The sequence below is a fragment of the Acinetobacter sp. Ag2 genome (assembly GCF_001005515.1).
Lineage (GTDB): Bacteria > Pseudomonadota > Gammaproteobacteria > Pseudomonadales > Moraxellaceae > Acinetobacter > Acinetobacter bereziniae.
In genome coordinates, this window is the sequence record NZ_LBNA01000058.1 from 237585 (window position 1) to 264140 (window position 26556).

At 41.5% G+C, this 26556-nt stretch carries 22 protein-coding genes; 18 read left to right on the forward strand and 4 right to left on the reverse strand.

The features are described 5' to 3' along the window. Nucleotide 1 precedes the first annotated feature (1 nt). From AAV97_RS19085 to arsH, 3 genes are read left to right on the forward strand one after another with little or no spacing between them, the layout of a single operon-like run. Nucleotides 2–475, forward strand: a complete 474-nt coding sequence (locus AAV97_RS19085; RefSeq protein ID WP_046761437.1) for an arsenate reductase ArsC — start codon at nucleotides 2–4, stop codon at nucleotides 473–475. Between the two features lie 7 nt (nucleotides 476–482). Further along, a complete protein-coding gene (gene arsB / locus AAV97_RS19090; protein WP_046761438.1) occupies nucleotides 483–1526 on the forward strand; it encodes an ACR3 family arsenite efflux transporter in 1044 nt (347 codons plus the stop codon). A 5-nt stretch (nucleotides 1527–1531) separates the two neighbouring features. After that, complete coding sequence (gene arsH, locus AAV97_RS19095; protein WP_042090139.1) at nucleotides 1532–2236, forward strand: arsenical resistance protein ArsH; 705 nt, start codon at nucleotides 1532–1534, stop codon at nucleotides 2234–2236. 217 nt (nucleotides 2237–2453) lie between these two features. Here the strand turns inward: arsH and AAV97_RS19100 are convergent, their stop codons facing one another. The 3 genes from AAV97_RS19100 to AAV97_RS19105 form a co-directional block, all read right to left on the reverse strand. Beyond that, nucleotides 2454–3737 carry a ribonucleotide-diphosphate reductase subunit beta gene (locus tag AAV97_RS19100; RefSeq protein WP_004827922.1) on the reverse strand — a complete coding sequence of 428 codons (1284 nt, stop codon included), beginning with the start codon at nucleotides 3735–3737 and terminating at the stop codon, nucleotides 2454–2456. A 140-nt stretch (nucleotides 3738–3877) separates the two neighbouring features. Then, complete coding sequence (locus tag AAV97_RS21030) at nucleotides 3878–4009, reverse strand: preprotein translocase subunit YajC (protein ID WP_004827925.1); 132 nt, start codon at nucleotides 4007–4009, stop codon at nucleotides 3878–3880. A gap of 131 nt (nucleotides 4010–4140) precedes the next feature. Beyond that, the gene (locus tag AAV97_RS19105; protein WP_081409771.1) at nucleotides 4141–7014 is read right to left on the reverse strand and encodes a ribonucleoside-diphosphate reductase subunit alpha; all 2874 of its coding nucleotides are present in this window, start codon (nucleotides 7012–7014) and stop codon (nucleotides 4141–4143) included. A 554-nt stretch (nucleotides 7015–7568) separates the two neighbouring features. Here AAV97_RS19105 and bfmR point away from each other — a divergent pair. Both bfmR and bfmS read left to right on the forward strand, forming a co-directional pair. Continuing rightward, the gene (gene bfmR, locus AAV97_RS19110; protein WP_004722855.1) at nucleotides 7569–8282 is read left to right on the forward strand and encodes a response regulator transcription factor BfmR; all 714 of its coding nucleotides are present in this window, start codon (nucleotides 7569–7571) and stop codon (nucleotides 8280–8282) included. A gap of 64 nt (nucleotides 8283–8346) precedes the next feature. Beyond that, on the forward strand, nucleotides 8347–9975 hold the full coding sequence (gene bfmS, locus AAV97_RS19115) for a sensor histidine kinase BfmS (RefSeq protein ID WP_004827931.1): 1629 nt from the start codon (nucleotides 8347–8349) through the stop codon (nucleotides 9973–9975). A gap of 114 nt (nucleotides 9976–10089) precedes the next feature. Here the strand turns inward: bfmS and AAV97_RS19120 are convergent, their stop codons facing one another. Further along, nucleotides 10090–10440 (reverse strand): hypothetical protein, encoded by a 351-nt coding sequence (locus AAV97_RS19120; RefSeq protein WP_004827932.1) that lies wholly within the window; start codon nucleotides 10438–10440, stop codon nucleotides 10090–10092. 951 nt (nucleotides 10441–11391) lie between these two features. Here AAV97_RS19120 and AAV97_RS19125 point away from each other — a divergent pair. The 13 genes from AAV97_RS19125 (at nucleotide 11392) to nuoN (ending at nucleotide 26513) form a co-directional block, all read left to right on the forward strand. Further along, nucleotides 11392–11940: an NADH-quinone oxidoreductase subunit A gene (locus AAV97_RS19125; RefSeq protein WP_004827934.1), complete on the forward strand. Its 549-nt coding sequence runs from the start codon at nucleotides 11392–11394 to the stop codon at nucleotides 11938–11940. A gap of 7 nt (nucleotides 11941–11947) precedes the next feature. After that, on the forward strand, nucleotides 11948–12625 hold the full coding sequence (locus tag AAV97_RS19130; RefSeq protein ID WP_004827935.1) for a NuoB/complex I 20 kDa subunit family protein: 678 nt from the start codon (nucleotides 11948–11950) through the stop codon (nucleotides 12623–12625). 86 nt (nucleotides 12626–12711) lie between these two features. After that, nucleotides 12712–14499 (forward strand): NADH-quinone oxidoreductase subunit C/D, encoded by a 1788-nt coding sequence (gene nuoC, locus AAV97_RS19135; RefSeq protein ID WP_004827938.1) that lies wholly within the window; start codon nucleotides 12712–12714, stop codon nucleotides 14497–14499. Nucleotides 14500–14513: 14 nt separating this feature from the next. Continuing rightward, on the forward strand, nucleotides 14514–15023 hold the full coding sequence (nuoE, locus tag AAV97_RS19140) for an NADH-quinone oxidoreductase subunit NuoE (RefSeq protein WP_004827939.1): 510 nt from the start codon (nucleotides 14514–14516) through the stop codon (nucleotides 15021–15023). Next, nucleotides 15020–16351, forward strand: coding sequence for an NADH-quinone oxidoreductase subunit NuoF (gene nuoF, locus AAV97_RS19145; protein WP_004827942.1), 1332 nt, complete (start codon nucleotides 15020–15022; stop codon nucleotides 16349–16351). Before nuoE ends, nuoF begins: the two co-directional genes overlap by 4 nt. Nucleotides 16352–16362: 11 nt before the next feature. Next, nucleotides 16363–19047, forward strand: coding sequence for an NADH-quinone oxidoreductase subunit NuoG (gene nuoG, locus AAV97_RS19150; protein ID WP_046761439.1), 2685 nt, complete (start codon nucleotides 16363–16365; stop codon nucleotides 19045–19047). A 2-nt stretch (nucleotides 19048–19049) separates the two neighbouring features. Then, the gene (nuoH, locus tag AAV97_RS19155) at nucleotides 19050–20063 is read left to right on the forward strand and encodes an NADH-quinone oxidoreductase subunit NuoH (protein ID WP_004827946.1); all 1014 of its coding nucleotides are present in this window, start codon (nucleotides 19050–19052) and stop codon (nucleotides 20061–20063) included. An 18-nt stretch (nucleotides 20064–20081) separates the two neighbouring features. Then, nucleotides 20082–20624 carry an NADH-quinone oxidoreductase subunit NuoI gene (gene nuoI, locus AAV97_RS19160; RefSeq protein ID WP_005030883.1) on the forward strand — a complete coding sequence of 181 codons (543 nt, stop codon included), beginning with the start codon at nucleotides 20082–20084 and terminating at the stop codon, nucleotides 20622–20624. Further along, nucleotides 20624–21142, forward strand: a complete 519-nt coding sequence (gene nuoJ, locus AAV97_RS19165; protein ID WP_171066809.1) for an NADH-quinone oxidoreductase subunit J — start codon at nucleotides 20624–20626, stop codon at nucleotides 21140–21142. The genes nuoI and nuoJ overlap by 1 nt, the downstream gene beginning before the upstream one ends. Beyond that, nucleotides 21142–21450 carry an NADH-quinone oxidoreductase subunit NuoK gene (gene nuoK / locus AAV97_RS19170; protein WP_004827952.1) on the forward strand — a complete coding sequence of 103 codons (309 nt, stop codon included), beginning with the start codon at nucleotides 21142–21144 and terminating at the stop codon, nucleotides 21448–21450. The genes nuoJ and nuoK overlap by 1 nt, the downstream gene beginning before the upstream one ends. Next, nucleotides 21447–23336: an NADH-quinone oxidoreductase subunit L gene (nuoL, locus tag AAV97_RS19175; protein WP_004827954.1), complete on the forward strand. Its 1890-nt coding sequence runs from the start codon at nucleotides 21447–21449 to the stop codon at nucleotides 23334–23336. Before nuoK ends, nuoL begins: the two co-directional genes overlap by 4 nt. A gap of 7 nt (nucleotides 23337–23343) precedes the next feature. Continuing rightward, nucleotides 23344–24954 (forward strand): NADH-quinone oxidoreductase subunit M, encoded by a 1611-nt coding sequence (nuoM, locus tag AAV97_RS19180; protein ID WP_171248754.1) that lies wholly within the window; start codon nucleotides 23344–23346, stop codon nucleotides 24952–24954. Nucleotides 24955–24986: 32 nt separating this feature from the next. Continuing rightward, a complete protein-coding gene (gene nuoN, locus AAV97_RS19185) occupies nucleotides 24987–26513 on the forward strand; it encodes an NADH-quinone oxidoreductase subunit NuoN (RefSeq protein WP_373866481.1) in 1527 nt (508 codons plus the stop codon). The last annotated feature ends 43 nt before the right edge of the window (nucleotides 26514–26556 follow it).

The following is a 26556-nucleotide window of genomic DNA, read 5'->3' on the forward strand; positions in this document are numbered from 1 at the left end:
TATGAAATTTCTTTTTTTGTGTACAGGAAATAGTTGCCGTAGCATCCTGTCAGAAGTTCTTTTTAACAGCCGTGCGCCTGAAGGGTGGAAAGCATACAGTGCAGGAAGTAAGCCATCAGGGCAAGTACATCCATTGACCATAGAAACTTTACAAAATCTTAGTCTCTCAACAGATGGTTTGTGGAGTAAAACCATTGATGACTGCGAACAATATCAACCTGACGTGGTGATTACTGTTTGCGATTCAGCAGCTCAGGAAGCGTGTCCACTTTATTTAGGTGGAGCGATCAAGGCACATTGGGGCTTGGGTGATCCTTCACATTTAGATTTGCCGAAAGAAGAAAAATTAAAAGCATTCCAAGTTACTGTTGATCATATCAATCGCCGCTTAGACGCTTTATTGGCATTAAATACAACTCATATGACTCGTCCTGATTTGATTGCAGCAATCAATCAAATTTCGCATATTGAATGAGAACATCATGGCTCAACAAAGATTATCCTTTCTAGATCGTAACCTCACTCTATGGATTTTTATCGCCATGGCATTGGGGATTGCGATAGGTGTGTTCTTACCGCAAGCCTCCGTCGCTTTAGATAAAATCAGTGTGGATTCCGTCAATATTCCAATTGCGATTGGTTTGATTCTGATGATGTATCCACCGTTAGCCAAAGTGGATTATGCAGCCCTACCACAAGTGTTTAAAGACAAAAAAACCTTAACTTTGTCTTTGGTGCAGAACTGGGTGATAGCACCAGTACTAATGTTTGCATTAGCCATTATTTTTTTGCATAGCTATCCTGAATATATGACAGGCCTAATCCTGATTGGGTTGGCTCGCTGTATTGCAATGGTCTTGGTGTGGAATGGCTTAGCCTGCGGTGATAACCAATATGTAGCTGCATTGGTAGCATTTAATAGTATCTTCCAAATTTTATTTTTTAGTACCTATGCGTGGTTATTTCTGACTTTCTTACCGCCATATTTTGGTGTTGCAGGGCAAGTGATCAATGTCGATTTCTGGACAATTACCCATGCGGTATTAGTGTATTTGGGAATTCCATTTTTCCTTGGCTTTATTACACGATTCACTCTAGTGAAAGCTAAAGGTCTTGATTGGTATCAAAATGTCTTCTTACCTAAGATCAGTCCACTGAGTTTATTGGCTTTATTATTCACGATTGTGGCGATGTTTAGCCTCAAAGGGAATGATGTGGTGAGCTTACCACTAGATGTCTTACGTATTGCCATTCCATTGACGATTTACTTTATCGTGATGTTCTTCATTAGCTTCTTTATGAGCAAATGGATGGGGAATGACTATCCTAAAACAACAGCAATTTCGTTTACTGCTGCGGGGAATAATTTTGAACTAGCATTGGCGGTTGCAATTGCAACCTTTGGTTTAGCTTCACCTGTGGCATTTACCACAGTGATTGGTCCATTGGTTGAAGTGCCTGTATTGATTGCTTTAGTCAGTGTGTCTTTGTGGCTTAGAAAAAAGTTTTTTAAAGAAGAGGTGTAATTTTTATGACTCTCCCAAATGTAGATATGAATCTTCTCGATCAACCTACTTTAGATAAAGTACAGGCAAAGGAGTTGGATCATCCACCTCGTATTTTGCTGCTGTATGGTTCTAATCGTGAGCGTTCATACAGCCGATTGGCAGTGATGGAAGCAGGGCGTATCTTGGAGCAGTTTGGTGCCGAAGTAAAAATCTTTCATCCTAAAGGTTTACCTTTACCTGAAGATGCAGATATGGAACATCCAAAAGCCAAAGAACTACATGAGCTTTTGGCATGGTCAGAAGGGATGGTGTGGTGTTCACCTGAACGTCATGGTTCAATGAGTTCAATTTTCAAATCGCAAATTGACTGGATACCATTGGCAGGTGGTGCAATTCGTGCAACGCAAGGAAAAACTTTGGCATTGATGCAGGTCAGTGGCGGTTCGCAGTCATTTAACAGCTTAAACCAGATGCGTATTTTAGGCCGTTGGATGCGTATGATCACTATTCCTAATCAATCATCTATTCCAAAAGCTTTTTTAGAGTTTGAAGAAGATGGAAGAATGAAATCTTCATCCTTCTATGATCGAATTGTCGATGTAATGGAAGAACTATATAAGTTCACCTTGCTCACTCGTGGGCAAAGTCAGTACCTCACAGATCGTTATTCAGAGCGAAAAGAGTCGGCAGAAGAATTATCTAAGCGTGTCAATCAACGGAGTCTATAGCTCGAAAATAAGGTTGTGTATACAGATATACTTACTTTTCTATTTTAAAAAATCTGCTTATCAATCGAATAATGATAATACTTCTCTTAACTATGAGAAATTCATTCAAGTTTGAAATAAATAAAAGCCATCCACTAAGGGATGGCTTTTTATTCAAGGAAATTACAATTGTCGCTAAGGAAATTTCAATTGTCGTTATTCGCGACGATGGTCTACCTTACCAGCTCAACGCACCACCAGTTTGATAATCAGTCACACGCGTTTCAAAGAAGTTCTTCTCTTTACGCAAGTCCATCATTTCAGACATCCACTGGAACGGGTTATTTACACCAGCAAACTGCTCAGGAAGACCAAGCTGTGCTAAACGACGGTTACAGATGAATTTCAAATATTCTTCCATCATCGCTGCATTCATACCCAAAACACCACGTGGCATCGTGTCACGCGCATATTCGATTTCAAGCATGGTGCCTTCAAGAATCATTTGAATGATTTCTTCTTGGAACTCAGCAGTCCATAAGTGTGGGTTTTCGATCTTGATTTGGTTAATCATGTCGATACCAAAGTTCAAGTGCATCGACTCATCACGTAGGATGTATTGGAATTGCTCAGCAACACCATTCATCTTGTTACGACGACCCATAGACAAGATTTGGCTGAAACCACAGTAGAAGAAGATTCCTTCAAGTACACAATAGAATGCAATCAAATTACGCAGTAAGATCTGATCGTTTTCAGGTGTACCCGTATGGAAAGTAGGATCACTCAAAGACTGTGTATACTTCAAGCCCCACGCTGCTTTACGGGCAACAGATGGAACTTCGCGGTACATATTAAAGACTTCGCCTTCATCCATACCCAAAGATTCGATACAGTATTGGTAAGCATGGGTGTGAATCGCTTCTTCAAATGCTTGACGCAAAATATATTGACGGCATTCAGGGTTGGTAATATGACGGTAGATCGCCAAAACCAAGTTGTTTGCAACCAAAGAATCTGCAGTTGAGAAGAAACCTAAAGAACGCATTACAATGGTACGCTCATCTTCAGTCAAACCATTTTCAGACTTCCACAATGCGATGTCATGATTCATGTTGACTTCTTGTGGCATCCAGTGGTTTGCACATCCGTCTAGGTATTTTTGCCAAGCCCACTCATATTTGAATGGAACAAGTTGGTTCAAATCTGCGCGACAGTTGATCATGGCTTTATCATCAACTTGTACACGTTGTGCACCCATTTCAAGCTCTTCCAAGCCCGGTGCAACATCCAGCTTTTCTAAGGCGTGAGATGCTCTTGCCAATGAATCGGTTGGATTTGTTGATCTTGCTGTATAGGTTCCAGCGGATTGTGCAGCTGCCAAATTCTGCGATGATTGCTTTGCATCAGATACCACCTGCGAATCAGTCGTTTTTTTCGGTTCGACGGGCGCAGGCTGGTGAGCTTGTGCAGCTTGTTTCGGTTCATCATCTTCAAAATCGTCCCAACTTAGGATAGACATCGTTGTTCTCTCTTCGTTGTTAATATCTATGTTCGACATCTCACAAAAAAGATGTCACTACTATACGCTTATTCTGTGCAAGCAAAATTAAGTTTTGCCGATAGTTGTTTCGTTCTTGTTCGAAAGAACAGATACCCACACTACTTATTTTGATTACGCTTTTGCTGTTTGCGGATCGCAATAAATGCATAGACCGCAGGGATATAAAAAACCAAAAAGGCTAAGATCAGCACAATTATGCCTAACTCATAGTTATGACTTAAATGGAACATGGCTCAGCCTTTTGTGATTTTAGAGTTATTCAATCCCCTTAAATTCCCTGTTAAAAAGGAGGGATTTTCATCCCACCTTTTATCTTGAGGAATCGCCCTCCTTTTAAAAAAAGAGGGTCGGGGAGGATGACTTACTGACAAGCTTCACAATCAGGATTGTCAATTGAGCAAGCTTGTGGCACTGGTGCTGCTTGAGAGAAACCTTCTTCTTCAGCAGGTGCTTCAGGTTTAGCTTCTGGTGCAACCGCTGCCACTGGAGCAGCCACAGTTGTTGGTTTAACTGCGTTTAAAGCACCTGTGTTAATGGTTGATTTTTCAGCAGATGTTGCACCCAATGCACGGAGGTAATAGGTTGTTTTAAGACCACGTAACCAAGCCATCTTATACGTGATGTCAAGTTTTTTACCATTTGCACCCGAGATATAGAGGTTCAATGATTGTGCTTGATCAATCCATTTTTGACGACGTGATGCAGCATCAACGATCCAACGTGTATCCACTTCAAACGCTGTTGCAAAAATTGCTTTTAGTTCATCAGGAATACGGGCAATTTTTTGTACAGAACCTTCGAAATGTTTAAGATCATTGACCATCACAGAGTCCCAAAGACCACGATCTTTTAACGCACGTACTAAGTACGGGTTGATCACTGTAAATTCACCTGAAAGGTTTGATTTTACATACAGGTTTTGGAAAGTAGGTTCGATTGACTGAGAAACGCCACAAATGTTAGAAATCGTTGCTGTAGGCGCAATCGCCATCACATTTGAGTTACGCATACCGTCTTTTTGAACTTTGGCACGTAAAGTGTCCCAGTCTAAACGTTGTGTGCGGTCAACTTCGAACATGCGCTCTGGACGAGATTTTGCAACGATCTCTAAAGAGTCGATTGGTAAGATACCTTGATCCCACAATGAACCTTTGAATGTTGAATAAACACCACGTTCAATCGCAAGGTCGCTAGAAGTTTGGATCGCATAGTAGCTGATCACTTCCATAGACTCATCAGCAAAGTCGACTGCTTCATCTGAACCATAACCCATACCCAATTCATATAAAGCATCTTGGAAGCCCATGATACCCATACCGACTGGACGGTGTTTTAAGTTTGAATTACGTGCTTGTTCAACTGCATAGTAGTTGATGTCAATCACGTTATCGAGCATACGAACTGCTGTTTTTACAGTACGTGCCAATTTTTCACGGTCAAGTTTACCGCCTTGAACGTGTTGAACAAGGTTGATTGAACCTAAGTTACATACTGCGATTTCATCTTTATTGGTATTTAAAGTGATTTCTGTACATAAGTTAGATGAGTGAACTACGCCAACATGTTGTTGTGGTGAACGTAAGTTACATACGTCTTTGAATGTGATCCACGGGTGACCAGTTTCAAACAACATTGATAACATTTTACGCCATAAGTCTTTTGCACGGATTTTCTTATGAAGCATGTTGCTTTCTTTAGCGATGCCTTCATAGTAAGCATAGCGTTCAGCAAATGCAGCGCCAGTTAAGTCATGTAGATCAGGTGTTTCAGATGGCGTGAACAATGTCCACTCAGCATCTTCAATCACACGTTGCATAAACAAATCTGGAACCCAGTTCGCTGTGTTCATGTCGTGCGTACGACGACGGTCATCACCTGTATTTTTACGTAGCTCTAGGAATTCTTCAATATCCAAGTGCCAAGTTTCAAGGTATGCACAGACTGCACCTTTACGTTTACCGCCTTGGTTAACGGCAACAGCGGTATCGTTAGCAACTTTAAGGAAAGGAACCACACCTTGAGATTTACCGTTTGTGCCTTTGATGTAGGAGTTCAAAGCACGAACAGGTGTCCAGTCATTTCCTAAACCACCCGCCCATTTAGATAGGAGGGCATTGTCACGCATTGCACCATAGATGTCGTAAAGATCATCTTGAATGGTGGTTAAGTAACAGCTTGACAATTGTGGACGTAAAGTACCTGAGTTAAACAGTGTTGGTGTAGACGCCATATAATCGAAGCTAGACAATAAGTCATAGAATTCGATTGCACGGTCTTCACGCTGTTCTTCATTTAATGCAAGCCCCATAGAGACACGCATAAAGAACAATTGCGGAAGTTCAAAACGTACATCATTTGAATGAATGAAGTAGCGGTCAAACAAAGTTTGTAGACCTAAATAGGTAAATTGGTTTGAACGTTCTGGTTTGATCGCTGCTGCCAATTTAGCAAGGTCGAAGTTTAAAAGTTCTGGTGAAAGAAGTTCTAACTCGATCCCTTTTTTCAGGTAAGTTTCAAGCGCATCACCTTCTTCGGTATCTGTCGCTAAACCTAAGAATTTTAAACCTGTTGCAACTAAATCATCACGAAGTAAACGTGCAGTTACATAGGTGTAGTTTGGTTCTTGTTCGATACGGGTACGGGTCGCCATCATCATCGTCGTTGAGATGTCTGACTGTTTTACACCGTTATATAAGTTTTTTACTGTTTCATCGACAATGGCTTGAACATCAATACCTTCTAAGCCTTCACTCGCTTTTTCAATCGTGGCTTGAAGTTTGCCCAAATCTAGAGGCTGAAGCTGACCATTCGCATCTGTGATTTGTAAAGTTGGGTGATGATGAGCACCTGTTTGTTTACGTGCTTCAGAACGTTGTTCACGATAGATCACATAAGCACGTGCAACTTTTTGTTCGCCTGTACGCATAAGTGCCAATTCAACTTGGTCTTGAATTTCTTCAATGTGAATTGTTCCGCCAGACGGTAAACGACGATTAAAAGTGTTCATAACCATTTCTGTTAATTGTGTAATACGGTCATGAATTCGGCTTGAGTCTGCGCTTTGCTGGCCCTCAACAGCCAAAAAAGCTTTACCAATTGCTACAGCGATTTTATCTGCATCAAAAGCGGCAACATCACCAGTGCGTTTAATCACTTGTAGTTGACCAGGGGTTGTAATGGCGTTCATTGTCAGCGTAGCTCCATTGTCATCATCTTTGTTATGTTTATGGACCATTTGAACCGGACGAGATGCAATTTTGTTCGTCACGATGTTTGAGGACTAAACACAATACTTAGTGGTTTAATTTAATTTAGAACACAAGATACGGTAATTTTAAGGTCAGATCAATATTGACATTTTAAGAATGTTTTATCTCTAATCAGTAAATTTTTATTTGTGTCTTTTTCCCTTAAAGAACCATTTTTGTTATATGCCTTATTTGGCAAGGACATAGCATAACAAACACTGCCAAGAGTGCTTATAGATAACTATGTGGATAACTTAAAAAACGACGAACTGTTTAAACAGAATATGAACAATGAAATATTTTGTATAAAAAATAGTCTGCGTATTGATTGTGTTAGGAATATTGCTAAATACTGACAGGTGTTCTTGGAAAACTGTCTACAATTCAATAGTTAATAAAAATATAACAAATTGATACGCTCATGTATCAGTTTGGTGAATGAGGTCTTGTTTACATTGTAAACGTGTGTATATTGCAAAACATAGTGTCTTGAATCTGCGAGATTTGTAGCAGGGACCAAACCAAATATAGGGGCAAATAGATGAGCCAAGAAGAAAAGTTACCAAAGATTTTGATTGTTGAAGATGACGAGCGTCTTGCTCGCTTAACTCAAGAATATTTAATTCGTAATGGTCTTGAGGTTGGGGTAGAACCAGATGGTAATCGTGCAATTCGCCGAATTATTGCTGAGCAACCAGATCTTGTGGTCTTAGATGTCATGTTGCCAGGTGCAGACGGTTTAACCGTTTGTCGTGAAGTTCGTCCACATTATCATCAGCCGATTTTGATGTTGACTGCACGTACTGAAGATATGGATCAAGTACTTGGTTTGGAAATGGGTGCAGATGACTATGTTGCTAAACCTGTTCAACCGCGTGTACTGCTCGCACGTATCCGTGCATTGTTACGTCGTACAGACAAAGCCCCTGAAGATGAAGTGGCTCAACGTATTGAGTTTGATGATCTGGTGATTGACAATGGTGGTCGTTCAGTGACCTTAAATGGTGAGTTAGTTGATTTCACTAGCGCTGAATATGATTTGCTTTGGTTGTTGGCGTCCAATGCAGGGCGTATTCTCTCCCGTGAAGACATCTTCGAGCGTTTACGTGGTATCGAGTACGATGGTCAAGACCGTTCAATCGACGTTCGTATTTCTCGTATACGTCCAAAAATCGGTGATGATCCAGAAAATCCAAAACGTATTAAAACTGTACGTAGTAAAGGTTATCTATTTGTTAAAGAGACTGGTCTATAAACGATGGGTCAATCATCTAAAATGCTTGCCTATGCAACGGCAAGCATAACGAAGGTGAGTTTGCGTGTCTAAACACAGTATATTCCTGCGTATTTATGCTGGACTAGTTATTCTTGTGGTGTTGGTGGCATTGTTTGGATACTTGCTTGTTCAAATAATCAACTACCAACGTGCGCAGGAATATCGCGAATCTTTAACAGATGGTATTTCATTTGTGATTAGCGAAGGTGTGGCACGTCAACAAACCGAGCAACAACGTCTTGATTGGATTTCGGACGCTTCTGATTTATTGGAATTGCCTATTTATTATCTGGATGCACAAAAAGTTGATTTATCACGTACGGAAGAAAAACGTATTGAAAGTCAAAAAGCAGTTGTGCGTTATGATGCTGAACAGGGGATTGCTTATTTGGTGTTGGGCATCCGCAATGATCCTAAACACTATCTTTATATCAAAGTAGATCAAATTGGCGAACGCCAAATGAAGGCATTGCCTGTCTTTATTTTGGATTATCTGGTTTATTATCCGGGTCAAGAACAAGAATATCTTAAAAAAATTCAACAGCATTTTTCTTACCATGTTGGTGTAGAAAAAATATCTCAGCTCAATCTTGATTCTGAGCAAATTGGTCGTTTAAGGTCAGATCAAAGTGTTATTTTGTGGCGGGACAGCGCAACAGTCCGTGGCACAACTATTTCCATCGTTTCTCCGTTGCCAAACTCACCAACCGATGTACTCGTACTCGGACCTGTTCCAATGTTTAATTGGATGCCAGTCAAACTTGCTGCGGGAATTACCTTGTTGAGTATGTTCTTGCTTTGCTTGGGTGTATACGGTTTGATCGTGCCAATGCAACGTAAACTGAAACAGGTCAATCAAGCTTTGGATGTGATGAAAACAGGTGATATGTCACAGCGTGTACCGGTTGAGGGTTATGATGAGATGGCGAGTCTTGCCAGTAGTTATAACAGCATGTCCGATCATATTCAGCGTTTGATTGAAGCTCAACGAGAATTGATGCGTGCAGTGTCGCATGAGTTGCGGACGCCTGTGGCACGTATCCGTTTTGGTATGGAAATGTTGGCTGATGAAGAAGATCATGACTATCGTTTGCAACAGGTTGAAATGATCGACAAAGATATCGAGGCATTGAATACTTTGATTGATGAGATTATGACCTATGCCAAGTTGGAGCAGGGTACGCCTTCTTTAGACTTTGAAAAAATTGCATTGATTGATGTTTTACAACAGGTTGCGACAGAAACTGAGGCTTTAAAAACTCAGAAAATAATTCATCTCAATCCACTTTCGTCTGACGTGGTGGTTGATGCGGAACGTCGTTATTTACATCGTGTGGTGCAAAACCTTGTCGGTAATGCGGTACGTTATTGTGATCATCAAGTTAGCCTAAGTGGTGGTGTCAATCATCAAACCAAGATGGCATATGTGTGTGTCGAAGATGATGGTCCAGGAATTCCCGAAGAAGACCGTAAACGTGTATTTGAAGCATTTGCCCGTTTGGACGACAGCCGTACCCGCGCTTCTGGTGGTTATGGTTTGGGATTGTCGATTGTGAGTCGTATTGCTTATTGGTTTGGTGGCACGATTGAGGTTGATCAAAGCCCAGAACTTGGTGGGGCAAGATTCACCATGTCTTGGCCTGTTGAGCGGTTTAAGAAAAAGAAAGTGTAAGCAAGTAAAGTGAAAGCTTAGTGTTGTGGTTAAAAGCTAAGCATAAAAAACACCGAAATATTTCGGTGTTTTTTTATTTAAGCACTCAACAGGCTTATTTTTAAGCCTTGGAACTTATTCTTGAAGCGTCGCATCAGGTGCAATAATCGGTTTACTTTCTCTTAATGCTTGTAAAGCGTCTGCATTAAAGTCAATCAATAAGCTATTTTGTTCTGCATCAATTTTATAGCCACTGATAATTTTTTGATCACCTTGAATGGTGTCAATTCGATATTCATCTGCAATGTTTAAAATACCTTCCAGATTTGTTGTGGTTGCAGCAAGATCTTGACGGAAAATTTCATAAACATCACGAAGATCAAAAATCGCATTTTGTGCATCAGGATGCTTTTTGACATAGTTTTCAATATGACGAATCAGTAATTGTGCAAATAAAAAATAGTTTGGTTTGCTACTAAATTCCATGTTTTAGCCCCTAAATTATTGATTTAAAGTGAATGATATTTAGCATACACAGGAAAAATTGTTAAATGTGTATAGGCTGTGTAGATAATTCGTCTATGTTTGCGACAAGTTACCAGGATTGATTCAATGTTTAAAACAGTACAACAAGATGATGTAAAGCATCAATGAAATGTATAGCGTTAATGAAATGGGAAACGCAAAATAAAATAAGCGGTGGAGGGGGAGGGTGTATAGTAAATACAGATATTGATATACGAGAGTTTATACATAGGATAAAACATGATTAAAGGCTGGAACTTCATATTTGTTTAAAAAATGAGGTTGGATCAGTTCTGATAAAATGAAATATTGATATTGTAAGGTAGGTCAAAAGTAGGCGTATTGGATTTTAGAGAAGCTAAATAAAAAATCTATTTTAAGTTAAGGGTGCTTTTTTTGATAATGGAGTTATCAAGATGAGAATGTTGATTTAATTAAATGACATTATTTATCATATTGAGATAATTTTTATGAAAAATACGGGCTGCTTGAATATGACTTTTTTACATAGAATGTAACAAAATATTTTGTGTATAATTTCGCTAAAAGAAAGCAGATTTGTTGTTGAATAAACACAAAAAGTTGCACAAAAGTGATGTCTGAAAAATTTTAATGAGAATTAAGCTACTGATTTGTCATTTTTAATTCATCTCTTTAAAATATACTTCGGAAAAATTAATAAAAAATAGGAATGGAATTTGATAAAGCGATAATTGAACGTGGTATTGCGTCGAATCATGAAAAATTATGTGTTTTGTCTAAAAAATCATCCGAAAGACTTAGAGCTATTAACTAGCAACAGATGACATCAATCGGGTACAATTGACCAGATTTATTTTGTGTTTGGTGTATTTGCAAGGCCAATACATACATTCTTTGTTAAATAATAGGCCTGCCAGGAGTTATCCCCGCATGAGTGCCATTACTCCATACGATTGGGCAATCATTGCCTTCGTGATCGGCGTGACATTTTTATGTGTCTTTATGCTCACCGTTCCTTTGCTCCTTGGGGGTAAATCATGGGGACGTGCGAAGCAAGAGCAATTTGAATCAGGTGTGGTTAGTGCTGGTGGAGCACGTATCCGCTTGTCTGCAAAGTTCTACCTCGTCGCAATCTTCTTTGTTGTATTCGATTTGGAAGCCCTCTATTTATACGCGTGGGCGACATCTGTACGTGAAGTAGGTTGGTTCGGGTTTTCAGCTGCGGCTGTATTTATTTTAGTTTTACTCGTTGGTTTAATTTATGAATTATCAACAGGTGCCTTAAACTGGTCGCCTTCGGATAAACGTAAAATAGCAGGGATTAAACCTAAAATTGGTTCACCGAATATGGACCTTGCAGAAATTACTCGCTTCAATTCAATTGAAGAGTTGGTGACAGATCCTACAGGAACGATTCCAGCTCAATCTTCTGGTCGTGTGAAAGATAAGACATCGACCATGTCTCTGAACAAGGAGTAACTCGGGAATGAAATATACCTTAACCCGTGCGAATCCAGAAGCTGAACAATATCCGCTTCAAGATCGTCAGATTGTGACAGATCCACTTGAAGAAGAAGTGAATAAAAATGTATTCATGACTCGTTTAGAGGACGTGTTGCATACAGCTGTGAACTGGGGCCGTAAAAACTCATTATGGCCTTTTAACTTTGGTACTTCGTGCTGTTACGTAGAATATGCAACAACCTTAACAGGTGTGCATGATTTATCACGTTTTGGTGCTGAGGTTATTCGTGCTTCACCGCGTCAGGCTGACTTAATGATTGTAGCAGGGACTTGCTTTGTCAAAATGGCACCTGTTATTCAACGTTTGTACGAACAAATGCTTGAGCCTAAATGGGTGATTTCAATGGGCGCTTGTGCAAACTCTGGTGGTATGTACGACATTTATTCTGTTGTGCAAGGCGTAGATAAAATTATTCCTGTTGACGTGTACGTTCCAGGTTGTCCGCCACGTCCAGAAGCATTAATCCAAGCATTAATGTTATTGCAAGACCAAATTCAATTAGAACGTCGTCCGCTGTCTGCGGTAATTGGTGATGATCTTCAGCCAGTATATAAGCCAAAGATGATGCCAGAACGCGACCGTAAGAACGCTGAACGTATTGCAGTGAAAAACTTACGCTCTATGGATGAGATTGAGTAATTTTTTCTGATGAATGTTTGACATACCTGAAGGGTATGATCATCAGAAAATTTCACAGAATTTGTATTAAATAGGAAGCCAAGCCAATGGCTGAAACTGAAATTGCTATGCCAGAATCAACTCCAGTTGATTCCCGCCCAGCATTTGCGATTGTAGAAGATCTCAAAGCCAAATTTGGTGAGAACTTTTACGTGCAACCGACGTTTGAAGATTTTCCAACGGTCTGGGTTGAGCGCGCACGTGTACAAGAAGTTTTAATGTACCTGCGTACAGTGCCACGTCCTTATGTGATGCTGTTTGACTTATCTGCGGTAGATGAGCGTTTGCGTACTCACCGTGATGGTTTACCTGCATCAGACTTCACTGTGTTCTATCACTTGCTTTCATTGGAACGCAATAGTGATATTCGTATTAAAGTGGCGTTGAATGAGAATGATATTAACATTCCAACAGCAACCAACATTTGGCCGAATGCTAACTGGTACGAGCGTGAAGCATACGATATGTTTGGGATCAATTTCGAAGGGCATCCGATGCTCCGTCGTATTTTGTTGCCAACGTATTGGGAGGGTCATCCGTTACGTAAAGAATATTCTGCACGTGCGACGGAATATACGCCGTATATGCAAGACAAAGCCAAACAAGATTTCGAGCAAGAACATCTTCGTTTTGTTCCAGAAGATTGGGGTTTAAAACGCGGTAACGCAGATGAAGACTTCATGTTCTTGAACTTGGGTCCAAACCATCCATCTGCTCATGGTGCATTCCGTGTTATTTTGCAGTTAGACGGTGAAGAAGTAAAAGACTGTGTGCCTGATATCGGTTATCACCACCGTGGTGTGGAAAAGATGGCTGAACGTCAAACTTGGCATTCATTCATTCCTTATACTGACCGTGTAGATTACCTGGGTGGTTGTGCGCAAAACATGCCTTATGTGATGGGTGTGGAGCAAATGGCAGGGATCACTGTTCCTGACCGTGCGCAATGTATCCGTGTCATGATGTCTGAATTATTCCGTATCAATAACCACTTGTTGTATATCGGTACTGCGATTCAGGATGCGGGTGGTATGACACCTGTATTCTATATGTTCGCGGACCGTCAAAAAATCTATGACGCAATTGAAGCGATCACAGGTTTCCGTATGCATCCAGCTTGGTTCCGTATTGGTGGTACAGCACATGATCTTCCAAACAACTGGCAGAAACTGATTCGCGAAATTCTCGAATGGATGCCAAAACGTTTGAAGGAATATCATACTGCGGCGCTTAAAAACTCTGTCTTTGTTGGTCGTACCCGCAATGTTGCGCAATACGATGCAAAATCGGCATTGGCATGGGGTGTAACAGGTACTGGTTTACGTGCAACAGGTATTGACTTTGATGTGCGTAAATATCGTCCTTATAGTGGCTATGAAAATTACGATTTTGAAGTGCCATTGGAGTACGAAGGCGATGCTTATGCACGTGTGATGGTTCACTATCGTGAAATTGAAGAGTCATTGAAAATCATTAAACAGTGTTTGGATAATATGCCTTCGGGTCCTTATAAAGCGGATCATCCATTGGCAGTTCCACCACCAAAAGATAAGACTTTACAAGATATTGAAACTTTGATTACGCACTTCTTGAGCGTGTCATGGGGTCCTGTAATGCCAGCTGGTGAAGCGTCTGTAATGGCAGAAGTGGTAAAAGGTGCGTCTAACTATTACTTGACTTCTGATAAGTCAACGATGAGCTATCGTACCCGTATTCGTACACCAACTTTCACCCACTTGCAGCAAATTCCTTCCGTGATTAACGGCAGTCTTGTATCTGACTTGATCATTTATTTAGCGACAATTGACGTCGTTATGGCTGACGTGGATCGCTAAGGGGTAAACGCATTATGATGATTTTGACTGATAAAAAGCCACGTGTGAATGTTGAAGGGATTCTGACCAGTGAAGAAATCCATGAAATTGAACATCACATAGGTCATTACCCATACCCACGCGCAGCGTCTTTGGATGCCTTAAAGTGTGTACAACGCCGTAACGGTTGGGTAGACGATGCGCAGTTACATGCAATTGCTCAATTATTGACAATTACAACTGCGGATTTGGAAGGTGTTGCAACATTCTATAACCGTATTTACCGTCAACCTGTGGGTCGCCACGTAATTTTATTATGTGATTCGATTGCATGTTTCTTGATGGGTGCGGAAACTTTAGCAGAAGCTTTCCAACGCGAACTGGGTATCCAATTTGGTCAAACGACAGCTGATGGTCGTTTTACTTTATTGCCGATCTGTTGTTTAGGGAACTGTGACAAAGGTCCAACCTTAATGATTGATGAAGATACTCACGGTTTGGTTGAAGTGACTTCTGTGAAACAGTTATTGGAGAAGTATGTATGAATACCGAACCAAGACCAATATATGGCGACGGAAACCCTGAAACTCACCCATTAACATGGCGTTTGAGTAAACAGGAATTTGTTCGTAGTGCTGATGACTATGAAGCTTTAGAAGGCTATGCAGGCTTTAAAAAAGCGCTGTCTATGCCACCTAAAGATGTTCTTGAAGTCATCAAAGCAGCGACTGTAAAAGGTCGTGGTGGTGCAGGTTTCCCAGCAGGGATTAAATGGTCATTGATGGCACCGAATGATGGTGGTCCTCGTTACCTGATCTGTAATGCCGATGAGATGGAACCGGGTACATTCAAAGACCGTTTGTTGATGGAAAAACTTCCACATCAATTGATCGAAGGAATGTTGATTGCAGGTTATACCCTTGAAGCTACACAAGGCTATATCTTCATTCGTGGTGAGTACATTGAAGCTGCTCAATACTTAAATGAAGCTTTAGAGCAAGTTCGTGCTAAAGGTTATTTGGGTGACAACATCTTAGGTACAGGTTGGAACTTTGATCTCCACGTACATACAGGTGCGGGTCGTTATATCTGCGGTGAAGAAACTGCGTTGATTAACTCACTCGAAGGTCGCCGTGCCAATCCACGTACTAAACCTCCATTCCCGCAAGTTGCAGGAGCATGGGGTCGTCCTACGATTGTGAATAACGTTGAAACCTATAACAACTTGCCTGCAATTATGTTGCGTGGTCCTGAGTGGTATATCGGTTTGTCTGCGGGTAAATCTAAAGATCCAGGCACTAAAATCTATGGTGCATCAGGAAAAGTTACTTTCCCTGGGTTATGGGAATTACCATTCGGTACAACTGCACGTGAAGTGATTGAAGACTATGCTGGCGGTATGCGTGATGGTCTTAAGCTTAAAGCATGGTTGCCGGGTGGTGCATCAACGGATTTCTTGGCTGCTGAGCACATTGATCTTCCAATGGATTCAGAAAGCATTATGAAAGCAGGTTCTCGTCTAGGGACATGTTTGTTAATGGTGGTTGATGAAACCCAATGTATGGTTTCTGCGACCCGTAACTTAGAAGAATTCTTTGCACGTGAATCATGTGGTTTCTGTACACCATGCCGTGATGGTTTACCTTGGGCAGTGAAAGCACTTGTCGCTATTGAGAAGGGCGAAGGGAAGATGGAAGACATTCAACATCTTCAAGAACTGACTCGTAAGTTATGGATTGGTAAAACATTCTGTGCTCACGCACCAGGTGCGATGGAACCATTGATGGGTGCACTCAAATATTTCCGTAGCGAGTTTGAAGCTAAAGTGACAGATCGTCCTGTAGCCCAAGCCAGCCACGTAGAACAAGTTTAAGGAATTCGACTATGGCTACAATTCATGTCGATGGAAAATCGTACGAAGTCAATGGCTCGGAAAACCTGCTACAAGCATGTTTGAGCCTTGGCATCGACATCCCATATTTTTGTTGGCATCCAGCTTTAGGTTCTGTCGGTTCTTGCCGTCAATGTGCTGTTACTCAATATGCGAATCCAGAAGATACTCGTGGTCGCTTAGTAATGTCATGTATGACCCCTGCATCTGACAATACCTATATTTCGATTGAAGACAAAGAAGCAAAAGATTTCCGTGAGTCTATCGTGGAATTCTTAATGACCAACCATCCACACGACTGTCCAGTCTGTGAAGAAGGTGGTCATTGTCATCTTCAAGATATGACTGTGATGACACAACACGACCGTCGTCGCTATCGCTTTACTAAACGTACACACCATAACCAAGAGTTAGGTTCTTTCATTGCACATGAAATGAACCGTTGTATCGCATGTTATCGTTGTGTTCGTTACTATAACGATTATGCAGGTGGTACAGATTTTGGTGTTTATGCCAATGCATCACGTGTTTACTTTGGTCGTCCAGAATCAGGAACTTTAGAGTCTGAATTCTCTGGTAACTTGACTGAAGTTTGTCCAACAGGTGTGTTTACCGATAAAACACATTCGGCACGCTATAACCGTAAATGGGACATGCAGTATGCGCCAAGCGTATGCCAAGGCTGTTCTTCAGGTTGTAACATTTCACCGGGTGAACGTTATGGTGAATTACGTCGTGTAGAAAACCGTTTCAACGGTGAAGTTAACCAATACTTCTTGTGCGATAAAGGTCGTTTCGGTACAGGTTATGTGAACCGTGAAGATCGTCCACGTCAGCCACAGTTCCGTAATGGTGCAGATGTTGAAATCGTTTCTGTAGATACAGCACTTGATACAGTGATCGCAAATGTTCAGGGCAAAAAAGTCTTGGGTATTGGTTCGCCACGTGCATCATTAGAATCAAACTACGCATTGCGTGAGTTGGTGGGTCAGCAAAACTACTCAACAGGGATGTCTCAAAAAGAGCAAAACTTGGTTGAGTTGGCTGCATCGATTATGCAGGCTGAGGGTGTTTATAACCCAGGTATGCGTGAGATTGAAAGCTATGACGCTGTATTGATCCTCGGTGAAGATCTTACTCAAACAGCACCGCGTATGGCATTGTCAGTTCGCCAAGCTGCGAAAAACAAAGCCAAACAAATGGCAGCAGACCGCCGTACTCAAGATTGGTTAGCCGAACCAGTAAAACGTATTGGTCAGGATGAAAATTCTCCGATTTATATCTTGGCTGCGACACAAACACGTTTAGCTGATGTGGCTGCGGGTGAAGTTGTTGCTTCTCCAAACGACATTGCACGTTTAGGTTTTGCTGTTGCTGCTGCTGTAAAAGGTGAGGCAATTCTTGGTTTAGATGACGATGCGAAAGCATTTGCTCAAACTGTTGCGGATACATTAAAAGCTGCGAAAAAGCCATTAATCATCTCTGGAACAAGCTTACAAGATGTTGCCATCATGGAAGCTGCTGCACAGGTTGCGCAGAATCTAGGTGAAAATGCAGGTCTAACATTGACGGTTCCTGAAGTGAACTCAATGGGCTTGGCACTGTTCGGTGGTTTAAGCTTAGAGCAAGCATTTGCACAAGATTATGATTCAATCATTATTGTTGAAAATGATCTATTCCGTCGCTTACCAGCAACTCAAGTAGAAGCTGCATTAGCCAAAGCGCAAAGTGTGATTGTGCTTGATCACTCTGAAACTGAAACTGTAAATGCTGCAGATGTGGTTCTTTCTGCTGCAAGCTTCGCTGAAGGCGATGGTACGGTGGTCAGTCAAGAGGGTCGTGCACAACGTTTCTACCAAGTTTATGATCCAAGTTACTACAAACCAGAGTATGCCATTAAAGAATCATGGCGCTGGTTGCATGCCATTGAAACAGGTGTGCAAGGTAAAGCGATTTCATGGACCTTGTTGGATGATGTGATTGAATCTGTTGTGAAAAATGTTCCAGCATTGGAAGCGATTCAAGATGTTGCGCCTGATGCAGGCTATCGTGTTCATGGTTTGAAAATTGCCCGTGAACCACGTCGTTACTCAGGTCGTACTGCAATCCGTGCACCGTTGAACGTACATGAGCCGAAACAACCTGTCGATGTCGATACCGCATTAACATTCTCAATGGAAGGTTATGTTGGACCACAAAATGCATCGTCATTGGTACCATTTGCATGGGCACCGGGTTGGAACTCTCCACAAGCTTGGAATAAATACCAAGACGAAGTAGGGGGGCATCTGAAAGGTGGTGATTCTGGTGTTCGTTTATTTGATCGTTTAGTGAAACGTCCTGCTCGTAGCTATGTTGCACCAAGTGCAGTTGTAAACAATCCAGACAGTTTCCGTCTTGTTCCAATGCATCATATTTTTGCTTCTGGTGAATTTACAGTAAAAACACCAGCGATGGAGTCACGTATTCCAGAAGCTGCTTTTGCTGTAGGTGAACAAGATGCAGCACGTTTGAATGTTCAAGATGGTCAACAACTGACCGTCCAAGCTGGTGAAACGACAATCAGCCTTCCTGTGCATGTGATTGAATATTTACCAACAGGTTATATCGGTTATCCAGTTGGACAAGCTCCAACCGTTTCACTTGCTGAACCTGTATCTGTAACGGTAGGAGTGTAATCATGAATGAATCTTTACGCGCCCTACCGACTTGGGCACAAGATTGGCCGATTGCTTATTCGGTCATCCAAGCAATTGTGATTTTGTTGGTTGTGGTTTTGCTTGCGGCATTGATGTCATTTATTGAGCGTCGTTTGCTTGGCTTGTGGCAAGACCGTTATGGTCCAAACCGTGTAGGTCCGGGCGGGATGTTCCAGATCGTTGCTGACATGCTTAAAATCATGTTCAAAGAAGACTGGACACCTAAGTTCGTTGATAAACTGACTTTCCGTTTAGCACCAGCAGTTGCGATGGCAACTGCGGTACTGTCATTTATGGTTATTCCTGTTTCACCTTATTTAGGTGTTGCAGATATGAGCATTGGCTTATTGTTCTTTATGGCAATGGCAGGTATCGCTGTTTATGCTGTGTTATTTGGTGGTTGGGCTTCAAACAACAAATATGCATTGCTTGGTGGTCTACGTTCAGCAGCACAAACCATTTCTTATGAAGTCTTCTTAGGGATTTCATTGATGGGTGTGGTTGCGATTGCAGGTTCATTCAATTTGCGTGAAATCGTAGAAGCACAACGTGATGTATGGTTTGTGGTTCCACAATTCATTGGTTTCATGATCTTTGTGGTTGCTGGTGTTGCAGTGACACATCGTCACCCATTTGACCAACCAGAAGCTGAGCAAGAGTTGGCAGAGGGTTACCACGTTGAGTATGGTGGTATGAAATGGGGGATGTTCTTCGTTGCTGAATACGTCAACATCATCCTGATTTCAGCACTGATCGTGACTTTATTCTTCGGCGGTTGGTTAGCACCATTTAATTTAAATATTCCATTCATTCCAGATGCGTTCTGGTTCATTGCGAAAACAGCATTCTTTGTAATGATGTTTGTCTTGGCTCGTGGTTCTTTAATGCGTCCACGTTATGACCAAGTGATGAATTTTGGTTGGAAAGTGTGTTTACCACTTGCATTGGTCAACCTTTTGGTGACTGGTGCTGTGATTCTGATGAATCAAGCCTAGGACAGCAGGGAGTACAAAATGTATAAAATTCTAGCTGGCGTAGGATCAATTGTTCGTTCGTTGTGGATGGTGTTTAGCCATGTCACACGCAAACGCGATACGATTTTATATCCAGAAGTTCCAGCCGAGCAAATCGTACCTCCACGTTACCGTGGTCGTATCGTACTAACACGTGACCCAGACGGTGAAGAGCGTTGTGTTGCGTGTAACTTATGTGCGGTTGCATGTCCTGTTGGCTGTATTTCATTACAGAAAGCTGAAAAAGAAGATGGACGTTGGTATCCAGAATTCTTCCGTATTAACTTCTCACGCTGCATTTTCTGCGGTATGTGTGAAGAAGCATGTCCAACAACTGCAATTCAGTTAACACCAGACTTTGAGCTTGGTGAATATGTACGTCAAGATCTTGTGTATGAGAAAGAAAACTTACTCATTTCAGGTCCAGGAAAATATCCTGACTACAATTTCTACCGTGTGACTGGTATGACGATTGATGGTAAAGAAAAAGGTCAAGCGCAGCGTGAAAGCGCGCCTGTAGATGTACGGAGCTTATTACCATGATGTGGCCATTTTATTTAATGGCTCTTGTGGCCATTGTTTCTACGGTTCGTGTTGTGACTAACGCGAATCCTGTACATGCTTTATTAAGTTTGATCGTTTCATTACTTGCAGTTGCAGGTATGTTCTTGACGATTGGTGCACCATTTGCAGCTGCACTTGAAGTGATTGTTTATGCCGGTGCGATCATGGTGTTGTTCGTATTCGTTGTGATGATGCTCAATCTTGGTCAGCATACAGTTGACCAAGAACGTAAATGGTTGACTTCAGATGCTTGGGCTTATCCAGCACTTATGAGCTTTTTAATGGGCTTATGTTTAGTTTGGGTATTGGGTTCAGATCATGTACAGCAGGGTGCTGTACTTGGAACTCAAGTCATTGGTCCTAAAGTTGTTGGTCAAGCACTCTTTACCCACTATTTATTATTGGTTGAAGTTGCCGCGATGTTATTGCTTGCAGCCTTGGTTGCAGCATTCCACTTAGGCAAACGTGAACCAAGTGCAGAAGAGGATAAACAGTAATGGGCAACATTCCTTTAGAACATGGTTTGATCGTTGCATCTATTCTTTTTGCACTGGGTTTTTACGGTGTAATGGTGCGACGCAATTTATTATTTATGTTGATGAGCCTTGAGATCATGATGAATGCAGCCGCATTGGCATTCGTTGTGGCAGGAAGTGCATGGGCACAACCTGATGGTCAAATTATGTTTATTTTGATCCTTACTCTTGCTGCGGCAGAGGCGTGTATCGGTCTTGCGATCGTCCTTCAGTTCTACCATCGCTTCCATCATCTGGATGTAGATGCTGCTAGTGAGATGCGCGGATGAGCTATTTATATTTAACAATTTTATTTCCGCTCATTGGTTTTGTCCTTTTAGCGGCAGGGCGTAATAAACTTCCTGAAAATGTAGCAGCCATTATTGGTGCAGGTTCTGTTGGTCTTTCAGCATTATTTGCATTGCTTGCAGGCATGGACTTTGTAAAACAGGGTTCAGTTGCTCAAGCACAGCATTTGTGGACTTGGTTTAATGTGGGTGGTTTTGCGCCAGGCGTAAGTTTGCATCTTGATGGCTTATCATTATTGATGATGGGCATGATCACAGGTGTGGGTTTCTTGATCCATATCTTTGCAACTTGGTATATGCGTGGTGAAGAAGACTTTGCTCGTTTCTTCTCATATTTCAACTTATTCGTTGCCAGCATGTTGGTGTTGGTGTTGGGTGACAACTTAGCGTTGTTATTCTTAGGTTGGGAAGGCGTAGGTCTGTGTTCTTACCTGTTGATTGGTTATTACTATCAAAATCCTGCAAACGGTTTTGCTGCAATCAAAGCATTTACAGTGACTCGTGTGGGTGATGTATTCTTACTGATCGCATTGTTCTTGCTTTACCAACAATTTGGTACTTTGCATATTGGAACGATCGTTGCCAATGCTTCACAAGTTTTAGCCCTTGATCACAACCTCGCACTTTGGACATCGTTGATGTTGTTCTTGGGTGCTGCGGGTAAATCTGCACAAATCCCATTACAAACGTGGTTGGCAGATGCAATGGCTGGTCCTACACCAGTATCTGCATTGATCCATGCTGCAACAATGGTTACAGCAGGTGTTTACTTGTGCTGCCGTATGTTCTCTGTGTTTGAAATGACACCAGAAGTAATGCAGTTCATTTCGATTACTGGTGCAGTGACATTGCTCGTTGCAGGTTTTGCTGCCTTGGTGCAAACGGACATCAAACGTATTTTGGCTTACTCTACAATGAGTCAGTTAGGTTATATGTTTATGGCTGTAGGTGCTGAAGCATACCAAGCTGGTCTGTTCCATATGCTTTCACACGCATTCTTTAAGGCATTATTATTCTTGTCTTCAGGTGCAGTGATTCTGGCTTACCATCACGAGCAAAACATCTTCAAGATGGGTGGCTTGTTCTACAAAAACAAATTCTTATTCGCTTGTTTTGCAATAGGTGGTGGTGCACTTGCTGCAATTCCATTTATTACGATCGGCTTCTTCTCTAAGGATGCAATCTTGGGTGCTGTTTGGGCGCAAGGTCAATCTGTAGCACTGTATGGCTCATTGTATTGGGTTGGTGTTGCTGGTGCATTCCTGACTTCGATTTATACTTTCCGTTTAATCTGGGTGGTATTCTTCGGTGAAGAAAAAACACATTATCACGAAATCAAAGGTGCGACTTATTGGGCGCCTTTAGGTATCTTGGCTGTTCTTTCAACTGGTTTGGCTTATTTCTTAAAAGCGCCAGTCATGAATGTTTTAAATGCTGCTCATATTCCTGCATTTGAAGTATCAAAAGCAGTTGAAGAAGGTATGCATGGTGCAGAACACCTTGCTGTAGGTATCGCATTGGCTGGTTTAGCAGTAGGTGTTGTATTATTTGCATTTGCTTATAAAGCGGTTAAAGGCTTTGCAGCAACTTCATTTGGTGCTGGGCTTGCGAATATTTGCCGTAACGCATTTGGTTTCGATTCTTTATATAACCTTGTATTCGTTCAACCTTATTTGCTTATTGCGAAAATCTTAGGTCGTGATCCAATTGATGGCTTATGGCTTGTCTTACCTGCAATTGTAAAAGGTGGTAATAAATTTACAAGTACCCGTCAAACAGGTTCATTACGTGAATATGCATCAAGTATGTCACTCGGTGTAGTGGTATTGCTGATGATCTTGATCGTGATTCAGGTAGTGGGGAAATAAGATGGAAATCACAAACAATTGGATTTTACCCGCACTGATTCTTGTACCTTTTATTGCAGGTTTCGCGTGTTGGTTAGTCGATAAACTTGATAAACATTTGCCTCGTTATATCGCATTAGTGGGAATGCTCATTACTTTGGGCTTAACCGTTATTTTGTGGAAACAAGGTGGATTTGATTATGCTTTAGGCGGTCAAGCGCCGACTTGGGCAGCTGAGTTCTATGTCCCTTGGATTAAAACACTGGGTATTAACATTCACTTAGCGGTCGATGGTCTTTCGCTTCTTATGGTCGGTTTAACAGCATTACTGGGTGTACTTGCTGTTGGCTGTTCATGGGGCGAAATTCAAAAGAATGTTGGTTTCTTCCACTTAAACCTTTTATGGTCATTGGGTGGGGTAATCGGGGTTTTCCTTGCAATTGATATGTTCTTATTCTTCTTCTTCTGGGAGATGATGCTGGTTCCTATCTACTTCTTGATCGCACTTTGGGGTCATAAAGGTGCAGATGGTAAATCACGTGTTTACGCAGCAACCAAGTTCTTTATTTATACCCAAGTCGCGGGTCTCATCATGCTTGTTGGCATATTGGGGCTGGTAATCATTGGTTATAGCACGGATGGTCGAATTGGGTTTGGTTATACGCACTTGATGAGTGTTGCAAATGCATTAGACGCTAATCCTAGTACAGCTGGTTATGCTTATGCATTGATGATCTGTTTGTTTATTGGTTTTGCCGTAAAACTTCCAGTCTTCCCCTTGCATGGCTGGTTACCGGATGCCCATGCGCAAGCGCCAACCGCAGGTTCTGTAGACTTAGCTGGTATTTTGATTAAAACTGCTGCATACGGTTTACTTCGTTTTGTAATGCCTTTCTTCCCTGCAGCATCTGCACAGTTTGCTGATATTGCAATTATTTTCGGTTTGATTGGTATTTTCTACGGCGCTTGGTGTGCTTTCCAGCAAACGGATATGAAACGTTTGTTGGCGTATACTTCTATTTCACACATGGGCTTCGTATTACTTGCACTTTATGCAGGTAATATCCTGACATTCCAAGGCTTAATGATCATGATGTTGGCACATGGCTTGTCATCTGCTGCATTATTCATTATGTGTGGTCAGGTCTATGAGCGCTTACATACACGTGATTTACGTTTGATGGGCGGTATTCGTGGTCAATTCCAGTATCTACCATTCTTCTTAATGTTCTTTGTATCAGCACTTGTGGGTATCCCAGGTCTAGGTAACTTTATCGGTGAATTCCTGATCCTTATGGGCTCATTTGCCAAGTTCCCAACATTTACAATTATTGCTGCGATTAGCTTAGTCTTTGCTGGTCTTTATGGTCTAATTCTGATTCATAAAGCATTATTTGGTACACCGAATGAAGCACAGAAGCCACATTATGAAAGCCCGTTAAAAGACTTAAATACACGTGAAACTGTGATTTTATTGGTCTGCGCACTTGGCTTACTTTGGTTAGGTGTACATCCACAAACATTCCTTGATATTTCAAACTCAAGTATGGCGTGGTTAGCAAATAGCTATATTCCAGTTCAAGAAATTGTCGATACAGCTCAACAAGTTGTATCTCAACAAAATGTGGAGATCCAATAGTCATGAACTTCACTATGTCATTTTCGGATCTCATGCCTTTAGCACCAGTTTTTATTGTTGCATTGACAGCGATAGTGGTGATGATTCTGATTGCGATTAAACGTAATCACAATCTGATTGCAACTGTTTCGGTGATTGGTTTAAACCTTGCTTTGGCAAATATATTACTTACTTTGTTTGGTAAGGCATTTGTCCCAGGACCGGTCATGAACATGTTTATGGTTGATCCATTTACATTGTTCTACCAAGTGATGATTTTAATTGCCGCATTGGCTTGCTGCACATTGTCACATGCATATATTGAAACTTATAAAGACAACCGTGAAGAATTGTACCTGCTTATGCTGATTTCAGTTTCAGGTGCAATGTTGATGGTTGCAAGTTCTCATTTTGCATCGTTCTTTATCAGCCTTGAATTGATGTCTATTCCTATATATGGCTTATTGGCATATACCTATCAACGTGGAAAATCGCTCGAAGCAGGTGTGAAGTATCTTGTACTTTCTGCGACAGCTTCTGCCATGTTGTTGATGGGAATGGCTTATGTCTATTCAGCAGTCGGTTCTCTGTCTTTTGCAGGTCAAATTGATGATTTGTTCTGGAAATTGAGTAAAACTCAAAATCCAGAACTGATCATGGCAATCCAATCGGCACTTGGGCAATATCACCAACTGATCGAAACACCAATGGTCATTATTGGTTTGGGGCTGATTATTGCAGCTGTGGCATTTAAACTTTCTCTTGCGCCATTCCATAAATGGACACCAGATGTTTATCAAGGTGCACCTGCACCGATTGCGACGTTCCTTGCAACAGTTTCAAAAATTGCAATGATCGGATTGTTGGTCCGTTATTTATTATCTTCAGGCGTGATTGGCATTGAATCAATTCAGACGGTTATCGTCGTTATTGCAGTTCTTTCAATCCTTGCAGGTAACTTACTTGCAGTGCGTCAAGTCAACTTGAAGCGTATTTTAGCGTATTCATCAATCGCTCATTTTGGTTATCTGCTTCTTGGTTTAGTGAGTGCTTCATTCCTTAGCCTGACATCTGTTGGTGTATATGTATTTACTTATGTCATCACAACCATCGGTGCTTTCGGTGTGGTTGCCTTGATGTCTAGTCCATACAATAATGTTGATGAAGCTGAGTCACTTGCGGATTATCGTGGTTTGTTCTGGCGTCGCCCTGTGCTTACTGCAACTTTAACAGTCATGATGTTATCTCTAGCAGGGATTCCATTGACTGCTGGTTTCATTGGTAAGTTCATGTTAGTGATGACCACTGTGTCTCAACAACACTGGTTCTATGCGGCAATGATCATCATTGGTAGTGGTATTGGTTTGTACTATTACTTACGTGTCATGATCGTTTTGTATATGACACCACCGGATACACCACGTATTGATGCTGATAAGCATTGGGGGCAAAAAGCAGGCGGTATCATGGTTCTTCTTGCTGCCTTATTGGTACTGGTATTTGGTGTTTACCCAGATCCGATTATCGCTTTGGCACATGGTGCTCAAATCGTTGCGCCTTTGCATATCATTTTGCAATAATCTGATGAAAGTAAGTTATTAACAAAAAAAGCCCTCATTTGTT

Coding starts and splice junctions, on each gene's coding strand:
- AAV97_RS19085 (WP_046761437.1), top strand. CDS start 2: ATGAAATTTCTTTTTTTGTGTACAGGAAATAGTTGCCGTAGCATCCTG.
- arsB (WP_046761438.1), top strand. CDS start 483: ATGGCTCAACAAAGATTATCCTTTCTAGATCGTAACCTCACTCTATGG.
- arsH (WP_042090139.1), top strand. CDS start 1,532: ATGACTCTCCCAAATGTAGATATGAATCTTCTCGATCAACCTACTTTA.
- AAV97_RS19100 (WP_004827922.1), bottom strand. CDS start 3,737: ATGTCTATCCTAAGTTGGGACGATTTTGAAGATGATGAACCGAAACAA.
- AAV97_RS21030 (WP_004827925.1), bottom strand. CDS start 4,009: ATGTTCCATTTAAGTCATAACTATGAGTTAGGCATAATTGTGCTGATC.
- AAV97_RS19105 (WP_081409771.1), bottom strand. CDS start 7,014: ATGGTCCATAAACATAACAAAGATGATGACAATGGAGCTACGCTGACA.
- bfmR (WP_004722855.1), top strand. CDS start 7,569: ATGAGCCAAGAAGAAAAGTTACCAAAGATTTTGATTGTTGAAGATGAC.
- AAV97_RS19120 (WP_004827932.1), bottom strand. CDS start 10,440: ATGGAATTTAGTAGCAAACCAAACTATTTTTTATTTGCACAATTACTG.
- AAV97_RS19125 (WP_004827934.1), top strand. CDS start 11,392: ATGAGTGCCATTACTCCATACGATTGGGCAATCATTGCCTTCGTGATC.
- AAV97_RS19130 (WP_004827935.1), top strand. CDS start 11,948: ATGAAATATACCTTAACCCGTGCGAATCCAGAAGCTGAACAATATCCG.
- nuoC (WP_004827938.1), top strand. CDS start 12,712: ATGGCTGAAACTGAAATTGCTATGCCAGAATCAACTCCAGTTGATTCC.
- nuoE (WP_004827939.1), top strand. CDS start 14,514: ATGATGATTTTGACTGATAAAAAGCCACGTGTGAATGTTGAAGGGATT.
- nuoF (WP_004827942.1), top strand. CDS start 15,020: ATGAATACCGAACCAAGACCAATATATGGCGACGGAAACCCTGAAACT.
- nuoG (WP_046761439.1), top strand. CDS start 16,363: ATGGCTACAATTCATGTCGATGGAAAATCGTACGAAGTCAATGGCTCG.
- nuoH (WP_004827946.1), top strand. CDS start 19,050: ATGAATGAATCTTTACGCGCCCTACCGACTTGGGCACAAGATTGGCCG.
- nuoI (WP_005030883.1), top strand. CDS start 20,082: ATGTATAAAATTCTAGCTGGCGTAGGATCAATTGTTCGTTCGTTGTGG.
- nuoJ (WP_171066809.1), top strand. CDS start 20,624: ATGTGGCCATTTTATTTAATGGCTCTTGTGGCCATTGTTTCTACGGTT.
- nuoK (WP_004827952.1), top strand. CDS start 21,142: ATGGGCAACATTCCTTTAGAACATGGTTTGATCGTTGCATCTATTCTT.
- nuoL (WP_004827954.1), top strand. CDS start 21,447: ATGAGCTATTTATATTTAACAATTTTATTTCCGCTCATTGGTTTTGTC.
- nuoN (WP_373866481.1), top strand. CDS start 24,987: ATGCCTTTAGCACCAGTTTTTATTGTTGCATTGACAGCGATAGTGGTG.